At 55.7% G+C, this 12,702-nt stretch carries 12 protein-coding genes; 8 read left to right on the plus strand and 4 right to left on the minus strand.

Annotated elements, in window-relative coordinates:
• Positions 1-540: 540 nt before the first annotated feature.
• From HG15A2_RS09370 to HG15A2_RS09380, 3 genes are all read left to right on the plus strand, one after another.
• Complete coding sequence (locus HG15A2_RS09370) at positions 541-1,398, plus strand: HNH endonuclease (RefSeq protein WP_218932435.1); 858 nt, start codon at positions 541-543, stop codon at positions 1,396-1,398.
• Positions 1,399-1,600: 202 nt separating this feature from the next.
• Entirely contained in the window at positions 1,601-2,062 is a 462-nt protein-coding gene (locus HG15A2_RS09375; protein WP_145059909.1) for a VOC family protein, read from the plus strand.
• A 92-nt stretch (positions 2,063-2,154) separates the two neighbouring features.
• On the plus strand, positions 2,155-2,757 hold the full coding sequence (locus HG15A2_RS09380) for a YdeI/OmpD-associated family protein (protein ID WP_145059910.1): 603 nt from the start codon (positions 2,155-2,157) through the stop codon (positions 2,755-2,757).
• 53 nt (positions 2,758-2,810) lie between these two features.
• Here HG15A2_RS09380 and HG15A2_RS23900 read toward each other — a convergent pair whose 3' ends face one another.
• Both HG15A2_RS23900 and HG15A2_RS09390 read right to left on the minus strand, forming a co-directional pair.
• Complete coding sequence (locus tag HG15A2_RS23900; protein WP_218932436.1) at positions 2,811-3,137, minus strand: AAA family ATPase; 327 nt, start codon at positions 3,135-3,137, stop codon at positions 2,811-2,813.
• A gap of 14 nt (positions 3,138-3,151) precedes the next feature.
• Positions 3,152-4,258: a Gfo/Idh/MocA family protein gene (locus tag HG15A2_RS09390; RefSeq protein WP_145059913.1), complete on the minus strand. Its 1,107-nt coding sequence runs from the start codon at positions 4,256-4,258 to the stop codon at positions 3,152-3,154.
• A gap of 251 nt (positions 4,259-4,509) precedes the next feature.
• Here HG15A2_RS09390 and HG15A2_RS09395 point away from each other — a divergent pair, with 251 nt between their 5' ends.
• Both HG15A2_RS09395 and HG15A2_RS09400 read left to right on the plus strand, forming a co-directional pair.
• A complete protein-coding gene (locus HG15A2_RS09395; protein WP_145059914.1) occupies positions 4,510-4,911 on the plus strand; it encodes a response regulator transcription factor in 402 nt (133 codons plus the stop codon).
• 59 nt (positions 4,912-4,970) lie between these two features.
• A complete protein-coding gene (locus HG15A2_RS09400) occupies positions 4,971-5,330 on the plus strand; it encodes a four helix bundle protein (protein ID WP_145059915.1) in 360 nt (119 codons plus the stop codon).
• A gap of 39 nt (positions 5,331-5,369) precedes the next feature.
• Here HG15A2_RS09400 and HG15A2_RS09405 read toward each other — a convergent pair whose 3' ends face one another.
• Positions 5,370-6,119: a hypothetical protein gene (locus HG15A2_RS09405; protein WP_246117924.1), complete on the minus strand. Its 750-nt coding sequence runs from the start codon at positions 6,117-6,119 to the stop codon at positions 5,370-5,372.
• A 211-nt stretch (positions 6,120-6,330) separates the two neighbouring features.
• Between HG15A2_RS09405 and HG15A2_RS09410 the strand changes: the two genes are divergently transcribed.
• From HG15A2_RS09410 to HG15A2_RS09420, 3 genes are all read left to right on the plus strand, one after another.
• Positions 6,331-6,876: a methylated-DNA--[protein]-cysteine S-methyltransferase gene (locus tag HG15A2_RS09410; protein WP_218932437.1), complete on the plus strand. Its 546-nt coding sequence runs from the start codon at positions 6,331-6,333 to the stop codon at positions 6,874-6,876.
• A 208-nt stretch (positions 6,877-7,084) separates the two neighbouring features.
• Positions 7,085-7,432, plus strand: a complete 348-nt coding sequence (locus HG15A2_RS09415) for a hypothetical protein (RefSeq protein WP_145059916.1) — start codon at positions 7,085-7,087, stop codon at positions 7,430-7,432.
• 329 nt (positions 7,433-7,761) lie between these two features.
• Positions 7,762-8,976 (plus strand): matrixin family metalloprotease, encoded by a 1,215-nt coding sequence (locus tag HG15A2_RS09420; protein ID WP_145059918.1) that lies wholly within the window; start codon positions 7,762-7,764, stop codon positions 8,974-8,976.
• A gap of 50 nt (positions 8,977-9,026) precedes the next feature.
• On the opposite strand, the gene HG15A2_RS09425 is transcribed toward HG15A2_RS09420, so the two are convergent.
• A complete protein-coding gene (locus HG15A2_RS09425; protein WP_218932438.1) occupies positions 9,027-12,353 on the minus strand; it encodes a DUF4332 domain-containing protein in 3,327 nt (1,108 codons plus the stop codon).
• Positions 12,354-12,702 lie beyond the last annotated feature (349 nt).

The following is a 12,702-nucleotide window of genomic DNA, read 5'->3' on the forward strand; positions in this document are numbered from 1 at the left end:
GTTGACCTTACTTCTAATCAAGTAACTGCCTTGGATAAATCCAAAATTGCATTCAAAACCGACCCCCGGTGGAGCGATCTTCACACTCGCGTCAATCGGCAGCTTGAACTTGTTTCAAAAAGCTAACCAGCGGCTGCAGTTGACCGGCGACGACCGCGATGGATAATTCAGTGGTCGGTTGGACGCCTGCTCCCGCGGGCGACCGGCAACTGAGCCTTTTACGTTAGGTGCCTCATGCAATCTTGGCGAAAGACCTGCACAATCTTTGGCTTGGGCACGATGGCTTTGTCGGCGTCCCTGCATCTCTGGTGGAAATATAGGGCTCTACAAGACAGCAACTGGTTCTTTGTGCCGTTGGTCTTGGGGATTATCATGGTTTTTTCAGCAGCCCGCTATCAACGGGCCGGCACCTAACCAACCGCTGCGGTTGACGAGCGACGCCCGCGAGTCCTGATTTTCTTTGAGTCGTCCGTTTACCCCCGCGGGCGGTCGGCAACTGAGCCATTTACGTTATGCCCGCACACTGAATGGATGCCTGCGATGTCTCCGAGTCAAAAGGAATCGCTATTTGACCATTACCGAAAAAGCCTTGCCGCCGCCGATCTTAAAACGACGCACCAAGATTCCCTCATTTGCCCACTTTGCTGGCAAGAAACTCGGTTCGACGACTTGTCACTTGAACATATCATGCCGGGGTCCGTCGGCGGAAAACGTTGCATTTTGACATGTACTCAATGCAACAATGAACACGGAAGTTCGTTCGATTCACATCTTGCTCAGTTTCAAAAACTTCGTGATGGCTTCAAAGGGCACGGGACCATCCCCGCCAAACTCAAGGTCCTCGGCAAGGAAGTCGTTGCCAATGTTGAATGGGGCGATGGCTACAAGAACATCAACATCGTGGGCAAGGCATCAAATCCCGCCGAAGTATCAGCGATGCAAGATGATGCCAAGGCTGGCAACGTTGGCGAACTAAACCTCACGTTGCTTTACGGCTATAATAAAAACAATTTTCAAACTGGTTTACTTCGGTGCGCCTACTTGGCCGTTTTCAAATGTTTCGGCTACGAGTATGCCAATCATGAAGTTGTGCAGGTCATCCGAAGGAGAATCTGTGATTCCACGCTTGAACATCCGCGCCTTGAGTCGTTGATCGGTGAACTCCGCGATGGTTCACTTCCGTATCGCGATTCCTATGTAATTGTGCCGGGCAACGTCAACGGCGTCGAATTCTTCCTTGTGATCCTGCTGCTCCGCAAAGAAACGGTCACAAACCAATTCGTCTATATGCCTGTGCCCGTTGCGCGCTGCGATGAGTTTTGCGATATGATGGAACGGTCGTCGAAGGACAACGATGGCAAGAAGCTCACGATTCCCCACGAACTTGTTTTCACGTAAGGTTTGTCCCGATGCAGAAATGCCGTATAACAGTGCGACGCACCGGAGCGGGCTACGTTTTCGGTTTTTCCACGTCGTTCGCTTCGTTTAACGTTGTTTGTTTTTCCACGATCACTCGCGTTGTTCCGCCCGCCCGGTGATCTTGGACGTTATGTTGCAAACACGAATCCGCTTCCGATAGAGCACGACGGTCTCACCACACATGCCATCACCGACGCCCAGCGAATTCATCCCGTACCTCAGCATCACTGATGCCACCAAGGCAGTCGCGTTTTACACCGATGTGTTCGGCGTTGCCCCATATCTGCTGCTCAACATGCCGGACGGGCGTGTGATGCACTGCGAGTTTCGCGTTGGCAACGCTCGATTCTTCGTTAGCGAAGAACTCCCGGAACATGGAGGCACCCCAAGCCCCACGCGTCTTGCCGGTACAACTGTCGCGATTCATCTTTACGTCGATGACTGTGATAGAATGATTGAAGCCATGAAAACCAATGGTTCGACTGTTCTCATGGAACCCGCCGATATGTTCTGGGGTGAACGATTTGGACGCGTCCGTGACCCATTCGGCCACGAATGGGGAATCGCAACTCAGCTCCGTGAGATGTCGCCGGAGGAGATTCAAATAGCGGCCGAGAAGATGTTCGCCGACATGTCTGAGTAGTGGGCTGACAATCGCGTCCAGTAAGACTGCGCAAGAACAAGACAGTGCAACACAGAGAACTTGGCCGTTTCGCCAGCGGATTATTTTGCTTCATGCCTGAACCCGATCCAGCGAAAATCAGGACCTTCCAGTCGCCGAAAGATCTCGGTCGGTGGCTCGAAGTGAATCACGCCACCGAAAGTGAGCTGTGGGTGAAGCTATTCAAGAAGAAGACTGGGATTCCGAGCGTGACTTGGAACGATGTCGTGATTGAGACGCTCTGCTGGGGCTGGATCGACGGCATCAAGAAGTCAATCGATGAGCAAGCCTATCTCCAACGGGTCACCCCAAGAAAAGCGAGAAGCAACTGGTCAAAAAGGAACAGAGCGCACGCGGAGCGTCTGATAAGCGAAGGCCAGATGATGGAGTCAGGACTCGTGCAGGTGCGCGCCGCCAAGGCGGACGGTCGGTGGGAGAACGCTTCTGCAGCAAGTGAAATGAAAGTGCCAGCGGATTTCCTGGCAGCACTGGAGAGTAAGCCGGATGCGAAGGAGTTTTATGAAACGCTCAATAAATCGAATCGCTATGTCATCGCGTACGGTTTGATAAGTGCAAAGAAACCTGAAACCAGACAGAGGCGTTTTGCTAAATTCATGGACATGCTTGACCGCAAAGAAAAACCGGACTTGGGTTTGAAAAAGACGAAAAAGACATAACGGAAAAATGGACCGGCGCCCCGAAAGCGGGTCCCTTTGAAAGAGTACTCGCGTCAAATGGACAAGAACCCATCGCTGCGCCGCTTGCCACGTGCGCCACGTCCTAGCTTGATCCAATTATAAAGATCAGCATGGGTGTCTTTAGTCGTGTTGCTAAAGTTCCGCGTGCCTCCCTCGGGATTGAACCCATTGGCCACCGCAATCGCTTCCAGCAGTGTGAATTTCCCTGTGCCATTCTCGCCAATGAAAAACATGACATGCGAATGCAAATCGATTCGTTCTGTTGCGGCAATGCACGGAATCTTGGCGGCGTACTCACTGTTCAGCGAGCACTTTCGCTCGAAACGCACGTAATCGACATGAGGCTGGTAAGGGTGCATGGTAGAGTTGTCCCCTACCAAGGCGGCTCCGGCAACTTGCGAACTGTACCGGGCACAACCGGCACGCCCCGCTGGGCGCTTTCGATGGCTGCGAAGCAGAGAGCCAAACTGTGCAAGTTGTTGCGGGCGCTATTAGACGGCTCGCGTTTCTGTTCGATCGCACACAGCAGCTCACCCATCGTGCCGTGGAAACCGTCCGGGAACCACATCCCTTCGAGCACGGGCGAGAACGTGCCACCCTGCTTGCTGAACTGCACGGTTTGGCGGTTCTCGTCGATGCCACTGCTGCGCAGGGTCCCCTCGGTGCCAGAAATAAAGGTGTGATTGTGTTGGCCATGTTCGGTGTGCCCGTCGAACACGAGTGTCGCTTGCGCGGTTGGATACTCCACGGCCACCTGGGCCAACAGGGCGGGCTTGATCTCCTGCGTGGGTGACTTTGTCGTCGATGCGAATACTCGCGTTGGTTCTTCCCTATTGTTCCCATCGCCGGCCATGATTGTTGTCAGGAAATCAAACCAGTGAATAGCGAAATCGTAGAGCATCAAGTGATAGATACTCTCGAACGGCGTGCCCTTCACCCACTCGTGGTTCCAATGCACACCGCAATGCACGGATGCGACCTGGCCGATCTCGCCTGCCCAGACCGCTTCTCGCATATAGCTGAAGTGTGGTGCCCAGCGGGCGTTCTGATTCACCGCCAGTTTCACGCCTTTTTTTTCTGCCAGCTTGGCGAGGCGTTCTCCTTCATCGAGATCCAGCACGAATGGCTTCTGGCTTAGCACGTGCTTTCCTGCCGCGATCGACTCCTCGATCAACCGACCGCGAACCTCTGGGTGGGTCGTGACATCAACCACTTCGATCTTCTTGTCAGCAAGCAGCTCGCGGTGGTCTGAAAAGACTGCCGCATCCGGGAAAAACTCGTCTCGTCGGGCCGCGGCAGCCTTCACGTCGAGGTCGCACAGGGCAGTGACTTGATATTCGGCATTCTTGTAGGCCCGGAGGTGGTACTCAGTGATCGCCCCGCAGCCGATCAGGCCGATCGCCGGGTGATATGTCTTTGGGTCCTGCGGCTGGTAGGCAATATCGGCGAACTGGGCAGCCGTGTTGGCGGGTTTCTTCATGCTCGAGGATAGTTAAAAGGGGTTCAGGGAAGGTCAAACGGAACGCTCAGTATCCTCCTACCCTCGTTCTGCGGCTAGCGTCGATGCCACAGACGGTGCCAATATGGCGAAACACCAAGGCTGCCGACCGACTCCCGGTTGAAAAATCCCCTCTCCTGGGTAAGTTGGGGGACTGCTGATTTCCGCAATTTCACTTTGCCAGCAGCGGGCTCCCGCCGTGGTGGGTGATCATCATATTGAGAAATAAAGACATGGCTAAGAAAGCAGCTTCCGACGAGTCAAGCAGCGCTAGCAAGCGAATCCTGCTCGTTGATGACGATGCAGAAATCATCGAGTCTCTCCGCCTGGCGCTCGAGGCCAACGGCTACGAAGTACTCATCGCCCGCGACGGCAACCAAGGGCTCGCTCTGATCGAGCGCGAGAGCCCCGATCTCGTGATCCTCGATATGATGATGCCCAAACGCAGCGGATTCCTCGTTCTGGAGCGTCTCAAAAAGCTCGGCGAGAAAAAGCAGCGGATCATCATGATCACCGCCAACGAAGGCAACCGCCACAAAGCCTATGCAGAAATGCTAGGCGTGGACGATTACGTGCGCAAACCGTTTCCGATGGATCGATTGATTCAGAGTGTGCAGAGGTTGTTAGGGGATTAGGCTGTAGGCTGTAGGCTGTAGGCTGTAGGCTGCAGGGATCCCGTGCTAGCCATCTAGATATGCGTGACCATACACAACTTCGTGCTTTTGAATTAGCCGATGAATTGGCACTGCTCGTGTATCAAGTGACGAAGAACTTCCCGAAGGAGGAGCAGTTCGGACTGACTTCGCAACTCCGTCGAGCTGCTGTGTCAGTTGCCTCCAATATCGTTGAGGGCTGTGCCCGGCCAACGCAGGCTGACTATCTGCGATTTCTAGGTATCGCATATGGCTCTGTTAGAGAAGTCGAATATCAACTCTCATTGGCTAAGCGACTGGGCTTTCTTCGTGCTTCAGATGTCGAAAGAGCAGATTCTCTCGCTTGCGAAACGAGCAAGGTTTTGGGTGGCCTAATTAGGTCACTTCGGAGAAAACCTTAACTAAGAAGCCCTAAAGCCTACAGCCTAAGTACCTAAAGCCTAGCCTAAAGAAATCGCCCGAGACAGTGGCTGCAAGATCGCCTCTGCCGCGTAGTTGTCCACAACCTCTTGGCAAACTTCCCACAGCCGGTTGAGCATCTCCACGTAGCTCACCCCGGCTTCCAAGCTGCCGTAGTGGCGCGCGGTGATGTAGACGCTCAGCTGGTCGTCGGTGTATTCACCGCTGCGGATTTGGTACTCGGTCGTGCGCGACTCAAAACCAATACGGCATTGCAGACGACAATCTTCGTCGAGCGCCACCGTGAGGCTCGGCTCGTGATGAATGAGTTTCGAGCCGGGGATGCTCGCCAATTGTTCCATTGCGGGCGAAACACCAAGCGTTTCAGCCAAGAGCTGGTTCTGATTGCCCCGATAGCTGAAGTCGAAGCCCATGAATATGTCCAACGCCTCGCAATCAAGTGGGCTGAGCGAAAGTGCGTAGGGAGCGATGTCCAAAATGTGACGGTGTTGCTTGAGTGCTTGTTCGGGCGTTTCCGGATTCACTTGGCCTGAACATAGCCGGCGCTGCTCGACGGAAGCCCAGCAGTAGTCGCCGCGATCTTTGTCCTCTTCCAACAGGAAGCTGTCTTTGTCGCGCGTACTGAAGTTCCGCATTTGCGGGTACTTCTTCTGAACCTGCTCAAAATAGTGCAGCACTGGCTCCCGCCCCTTCGGCAGCGGCATCTCAGTGGTGAGATTCAAGTTCAAATAGTAGTCGTCAGAAAGCTGTGCGTAAGGATTCATAGGCATTAGTTAGGTCACGAAGTGGCGAGCCGGGTCGTCCCGAGCTCGTTCAAGTGCGATAAGCTTGTGCGGTAATTGCGAGGCGCTCCCCGAAAGTATAAAGTTATCAGCTAGCGAGTGTCAAATTATCAGCTAGCGAGTGTCAAAGACGAAAGTAGCAACAGCCCTCGCTAGCGAACCCACTCTAGGCAAGTCCTCGACTCGAAAGAGCATCCGAATGAGCACGAATCTTCTCGCAGAAGTCGAGATTTCTTCAAAGACAACCCTCTTGGGGGGCATGGCCGTTGGCGTAGCGGAAGGTGCCGTGGCAGCGATTGCTTTCGGTCACAAGTCGGCTGCCGCCGCAGAGAGAGACGTTCGCCGGCAAATGCGCGATCTTCCTGAGCCGGCTGGAGGCACCCAGGGCAACGTCGCTGCAGACGAAGTCCTCGAAGTTCTCACCGACTATGCCGCAGGCGAAGCGGTCAACTTCTCTAAAATGCCAGTTTATTCGTACCCAAGAACAAGTTTCCAGCAACGTGTGATCGCCGCATGTTGTGCGATTCCCCGCGGCAAGACGCTCACTTACGGTCAACTTGCTGCCAAAGTGGGCAACCCAGGGGCAGCACGTGCCGTGGGCTCGGTGATGAGCAGCAATCCATTGCCGCTGGTCATCCCTTGCCATCGCGTACTAGCAGCAGGCGGCGGCCTAGGAGGCTACTCCGCCCGTCAGGGCCTAGCGATGAAGCGTCGGCTCCTGGAGATGGAAGGTGCAGAATTCTAGTCACCCATCGCACTGCTTACGCTTCCTAGCACCACCATTTCGCCGCTGAGCGTGCTCAGGGCTCTACTTTATTAATCTGGGTGGATTGTACCGATCGTCCGGCCGATAACCAGAGATAAGGTGCGCCCTCGTTGCGCGCTCGTCCTCGTGGCGATTCGCTTCGTGATCAAGTAACCGCTCATGCCACTGTCGATCAAGGAAGATCGCCATGATACACTACATCGAAGATACCTACGAAAGTTCGGCCAGCGGCCCTACGCTATTGGGACTTCATGTCACAGGACTGAGCGCATTGTGGCCTGTGCTCATCCTGTCGTTAGTGCTGCTCGTTGGTTGCAAAAACACTCCGCGAGTGGCCGAGACGGCGGATCCCTTTTTGCCCACCAGAACAGTTGCCACGCCTGCAGCTGTGCCTGCGTCAAGCGAACTTGCCACGCAGCCTCTCGCGCCCGCTCAGCTGGCGCCAACCTCTGTGAAGCAGGACAGCCAAGTCCTGAAAGTCGGCTACCAGCCAGTTCTCAGCGAGCCCCTTTCGGCAGGCGAATTGTCTGACTGACGAGGATTCGGCCGAAATCGACTTGCCCTTGGCCAACCTGAGGCCCTCTAGCAAACGATGTCATTACCGCTGCCGTCTGAAAATGTTGCTAGCGCGACAGCTAGCAATGTCACGGCTAACCGCAGCGTACTGCGTCAAGTAACCGGCCTTTTCTGTTTGCACACTTGGCTGCGTGTTTTTCTGCTGCGTCGCGCTTGGCAGATCGTTGCCTCCGGGCGAGTTCCTGCCTAAACTGCGAGCAAGCCAAGAAGCATCTTAAATGGCTGCCGGCTCGGGGGAGCCAATCGAGTTCGTAGCTGGCAGCATCATCGGAACCGAGGGGAACGAGAATGGATTTGCGATTGAGAGCGCGCGCGATTTGCGCAAGGATGAGCTGCTGCCTGCTTGTAGGATTCTTAACGTTCGCAAGTTTGGGAGACGTCGCTAGGGCTATCGACATCAACATCGATTATACCTATGACTCGAGCAGTTTCTTCGGCTCGGGCAATCCCGACGGAGCAGCTTCCGGGACGCTGGCAAGGAATGCTCTGGAAGCTGCTGCAGATTACTTTTCTGGGATTCTCAACGACACGTTTGAGCCGGTAACGATTCCCGAACCATTCGTTGGAGCTGAGTCGACCTTCACATGGTCCTTCAACTTCACCAATCCATCGACAGGGTCGGGAGTTGTCCTAACCGAGGGTGGTGTCGTCTCGGATGAGTATCGCATTTATGCTGGAGCGAGAAACATAGGTACACTTGGTATTGGAGGACCGGGCAGTTGGGCAAGATCTCTCGAAGGATCGGGTACTTTGTACGGCAATGAAATTGCTGAGTACAACGCAAAGAAAGATTCTTTTGAGCCAGTGGTATACACAAGAGGCGATCCGGAGAGCGAATTTGCAAGTTGGGGAGGACAGGCAACATTCGATACCAGTGCGAACTGGCACTACGACCACACCGTACCGCCTACTTCCAATTCTCAGAACGACTTCTTCTCCGTTGCCCTGCACGAACTTGGTCATGCACTCGGCATGGGAGCTTCCCCAGAGTGGAACGCTCTTGTAAGCAACGGATTCTTTACGGGAGCGGCCTCATATGTGGCTAACGATGGAGCAAGCCCGGCGGTTTCCGACGGTCATTGGACACCGAATACGCAGAGCACCGTCTACGGTACAAGCACACTGCAAGAAGCAGCCATGGACCCTAATATCACTACGGGGACGCGAAAACTCTGGACCGATCTAGACGCGGCCGGACTGACAGACATCGGTTGGAGCGTTGCGGCACCACCCACGCCTGGCGACTTCACCGGCAATGGCACTGTCAACGGTGCCGACCTCACCCAATGGCAAGGAGACTTCGGCCTCAACGCTTACAGCGATGCCAACAGCGATGGAAGCTCCAACGGCCTGGACTTCCTTATCTGGCAGCAGAACTTTGGAGCCGGCGAAGGTGCGACTCCCAATTTCACTGCCGTTCCAGAACCGACGACGCTTTCAATTTGCGTGCTCGCAGTGGTCGCCATTGTCTGCATGGCCCTGCCACGCAAGCGACAATCTTGAGAAGGCGAGTTTCTGTTGGGTGGGTCCTCGAACGCTCGACGCTAGCCTCTTCACGCGGCTTCTAACGGTCGCATGTGGCCGGCATAGTCGATCCACTCGGCGATCTTGTCCCGATTGGGTACCTTGCCATCACGCAAGATACGCTGGCCCGCTGTCGTGCGGCTGAAACTACGGATCTTGCGGAACAGCTCTTCCTCAGTCGCACCAGCAATCTGCTTTGGTTCGGTCAACCCACAACCTACAAGCAACTGGGCGCCGTAACCGCGCAGCTCGGGAATACAACACACCAAGCGTGCTTGATGCTGCCAAGTGGCGATGGTTTCCGCCTTGATGTGGCTCACGTCGAGCTCCTCAGCCGTTGAGGCAGCGTCCGCATGGAGCAAGTCGGCCACGCTGCGGATACCAACCGATGCTAAGCGTTCGGCTGTCTTGGGACCGATCGACGGCGCGTCGGCCACTTGGCTCGATCTTTCCAAGAGGAATCGCAACTCTTTGGCCGGGCGAGTGGTCCGCTTCCGGCTAGAGCTTGAACGCGTTGATTGACGCTCTCTACGCTCCCCTTTCTGGCTACTTTGTTCAGTACTTCGTTTGGAACGACGCTTGCCTTCTCGCTCACTTCGCGAACGTCGTGATTCCGAACGTTGGTTGTTCCAGCGCGACGTGTAACGCTCCCAATTGCTGCGACTGCTCCGTGAATTGCTTTGCCAATTGGATAAGCTTTCGCGCGAGTAGCGCCGCCGCAGCGCGGCATAGCGCCGCCCACGTTCGCTGGTGAGGAACCTTTCGATGAGCGTCGCAACCGCATCGATATCCATGCCACTCAACTCGGCCGGGCTGTCGATGTCGCAGGCGGAAAGGACCTGGGCATCGTCGAGCGCCACGCCAGCCACAAAGCACATGAGGCTCATATGCGATTGCCAAAGCCGTACTGTCTTCGCGGATACGTGCGGAAGATCGAGCTTGGCGGCAACCCAGTCACAATCGGCTTCTAGCAGTTGGGCAACCGTCTCGATTCCCAAGGCAGAGAATTTAGCTTGCGTATCTACGCCCAGGACGGGGAATTCCGTCAAGGAGGCATCCGTTTGCAAGTAGTAGATCTGCTGAGAATCGTCCGTCTGTGTCCACTCACTTCTGACTCGCAGCCGAGGGCCCGACTCAGCACTTAGGGTAGCCGGGTCGACTGACTCGCGAACGATGTGTCGCTCCAACTTGGTTTCAGTTTGCTCAGGTGTTTCAGTTCGCACGGGTCTAGCGACAACAGGCTCAGGTCGTGCGGATTCGCGTTTCTCAGAGAGCGAACGTACTGATACTCGTAGCGATTCGAAATGACGAACCGCGTCGCGATCGCCAGTAAACACCACGATTTGATTCCCTCCGCGAGCAAACTCGTCGAGCACGCTTGCCATTGCGATGGTGTCGGTGGACGATTGTCGCAAGAACGGCTCGTCCAATAGCAAAGGTAGGTGAGTGCCGTCTGCGCTATGCGAGGAGATCATGGCCAACACTATCGAAAGTGCCACCTGGTCGTGCTCCCCGGCGCTCAGTTCGCTCAACTGGCGAGTTTGGCCGGTGCGGCTAACTATGGTCGGCTGGCTACCATCGCGTGGCAAGCGGATCTGGTTAAGTCGTCCGTTGGTGAGTTGAGCCAAAACGTCCGAAGCACGCCAAACACCCGTACGATGGGTGGCAAAGTCAGCAGGGCGGCTCAACGTGTTTTTCAATTCTTCCTCACAGCGACGCAATTCTTCGCGGAGGGCATCGACGGACGTTCGGCCGAGGAGCGCTGCTCGTTCTTGTTGCAGAGCATCCCAGCGCTGTTGCAAGTCGGCTCGTTCGCGAGTGATGCGCTGCAGGCTACTCTCGACATCATCGCAACGTCGGCGCAATTCGTGACGCTCCGTCTCGGCAGTCTCCTCAAAGCGTCCCCGCTGGGAACTCCCCAGGAGCATGGCTTCGCTCTCGCTCAGGAACTCACGATGGTGCTCACACTGGCAGTGCTGCTCCACCGGCGACTGCGGCAGCAGCATCACTGGTTGACCAGCCAATTGCGCCTCGTGAGTTAGCTCTTGCCGTCGCTCTAAGAGATGTTCTAGCTGCTCGCTCAAATCGCTTTGCGAACGCGATAAGTGACGAGACTCAGCATGCAATTGACGACGTCTTGCGGCACGTTCTTGCTCGGTTAGTTGTCCGCACAGGGTATACATTTGCTGACGTAGTAACTCCGCTACCGGTGTGATCCGTGCGTGAGCTTCGGGAGCAATGCAGCGTCCCGGCTCATGTGCCCGTGCCAGCAGGGCCGTCTCCGCATCAAGGTCGTCCATCAGTCGTTCGAGCACGCTCAAGGTCACGCGTTGATCCGCAAGACTCGCCGCGTTGTCCGCGGTGCCGTCGGCATGCACGGTTGCCAGATCGCGTCGCACGACCGCTTCGCGCGATTGCAAGTCACTAAGCGTTGTCCGGCAGCGAGCGATTTCTGCATCGAGCTCCGCCAATTGTGCCTGATGCTCAGCCGAGTCGATTTGCGGCCCACGGCGCAGGGTCGCTTCCATAGAGAAGTAGCGCAGACGCGACTCAACAGTCGCCAGGTGACCGGCCAATCGCTGCAATTCGCCGCGTAGTTGATCTTCTTGGGTTTTCTTCTCACCCAGCACGCGATCCAACTCCGTCAGCTCGCGTTCAATTTCTGAGCTATCCCGACGTCCCTCACTAATTTGTTTTTCGATCTGCAGAGCCAACTCGTCGCGACGCACAACCAATTGGTCCACGAGGCGGCGGTCGATCTCTGTCGTGCGAGTGCCTGCCTGAGAGGTGGGCGTGTGGTCACGGCAAACGGTGTTTGCCGTCCTTGGGCCCGTTTCTCTGCGGTTGGTTTCAGTCCGATGTGCCTGGCTAAAGTCGCTTGCAAATTGACTACTCAGCAGCGGTTGAATGTGTGCACCATCGGCGAAGTCAATCGCATAGAGTTGCGAAAGTAACTGCGGAGAAAGCCCTGCGAGCAGATCGCTCATCGTACCCTGATCTACCGCGCCGCCTGTCTCAGCTGAGAGACTTAAACGCCCTTCTCGGGTTCCATCGTGTTCCCGGCGAAGTGTGAAGTTGCCCCGCTGGCTGGAAATGCTGAGCGAACCTTCGACCAATCCACTATTGAGCCCTGTAGAGTGGGTTTCATAAGCATCGCCGCGCACCTCTCGCCGGCCGGAGTAACGCGACCGAGCATCAGGGTCTTTCCCAAACAGCAGCGTGGCCGCCAAGTCGAACAACGCGCTCTTTCCCGAGCGCTGCGGCCCATGAATGGCCGTGAGCTGCGGCGAGAAATCGCCCAGTCGGTGGCTTTGCGTTTGAGACGAACCGAGGGCTTCGAGAGCGTTAATCTTCATCACATGCGTCCTTGCACAATTTGCGGGTGGCGCTGTCGCCAACATACCGAGTCCGCAGAGTACCCCAAACCGCCAGAACTACGCAAGATTGATTGCGGTGCTAGCTGCGGTGAGTCGAGAGACTAGCAGGAAACGTGAACGCACGAATCAAGCCAAATAGCCGTCGAGCTACGCCTCGACCGGAGCCCTTGAGGGGAATACCTTTGCTCGCTCTCTGCATTTTTCCCTTGCACACCGGCAGCTCGTTGAGCCGCGGCTATTGGGGTGAATCATCGGGTAGGCGCTGCTCGAGGGGTTTGCCGGAACGCTGGTGCGAGCAATTCCGATCCAAGATGGATCGGCTATAGCC

Origin of the sequence: Adhaeretor mobilis (assembly GCF_007741515.1) — a bacterium.
Taxonomy (GTDB): domain Bacteria; phylum Planctomycetota; class Planctomycetia; order Pirellulales; family Lacipirellulaceae; genus Adhaeretor; species Adhaeretor mobilis.

Excerpts from the sequence above, each read along its gene's own strand:
- HG15A2_RS09395 (WP_145059914.1), top strand. The coding sequence starts at position 4,510 with ATGGCTAAGAAAGCAGCTTCCGACGAGTCAAGCAGCGCTAGCAAGCGA.
- HG15A2_RS09400 (WP_145059915.1), top strand. The coding sequence starts at position 4,971 with ATGCGTGACCATACACAACTTCGTGCTTTTGAATTAGCCGATGAATTG.
- HG15A2_RS09415 (WP_145059916.1), top strand. The coding sequence starts at position 7,085 with ATGATACACTACATCGAAGATACCTACGAAAGTTCGGCCAGCGGCCCT.
- HG15A2_RS23900 (WP_218932436.1), bottom strand. The coding sequence starts at position 3,137 with ATGCACCCTTACCAGCCTCATGTCGATTACGTGCGTTTCGAGCGAAAG.
- HG15A2_RS09405 (WP_246117924.1), bottom strand. The coding sequence starts at position 6,119 with ATGCCTATGAATCCTTACGCACAGCTTTCTGACGACTACTATTTGAAC.
- HG15A2_RS09375 (WP_145059909.1), top strand. The coding sequence starts at position 1,601 with ATGCCATCACCGACGCCCAGCGAATTCATCCCGTACCTCAGCATCACT.
- HG15A2_RS09380 (WP_145059910.1), top strand. The coding sequence starts at position 2,155 with ATGCCTGAACCCGATCCAGCGAAAATCAGGACCTTCCAGTCGCCGAAA.
- HG15A2_RS09410 (WP_218932437.1), top strand. The coding sequence starts at position 6,331 with ATGAGCACGAATCTTCTCGCAGAAGTCGAGATTTCTTCAAAGACAACC.
- HG15A2_RS09425 (WP_218932438.1), bottom strand. The coding sequence starts at position 12,353 with ATGAAGATTAACGCTCTCGAAGCCCTCGGTTCGTCTCAAACGCAAAGC.
- HG15A2_RS09390 (WP_145059913.1), bottom strand. The coding sequence starts at position 4,258 with ATGAAGAAACCCGCCAACACGGCTGCCCAGTTCGCCGATATTGCCTAC.
- HG15A2_RS09420 (WP_145059918.1), top strand. The coding sequence starts at position 7,762 with ATGGATTTGCGATTGAGAGCGCGCGCGATTTGCGCAAGGATGAGCTGC.
- HG15A2_RS09370 (WP_218932435.1), top strand. The coding sequence starts at position 541 with ATGTCTCCGAGTCAAAAGGAATCGCTATTTGACCATTACCGAAAAAGC.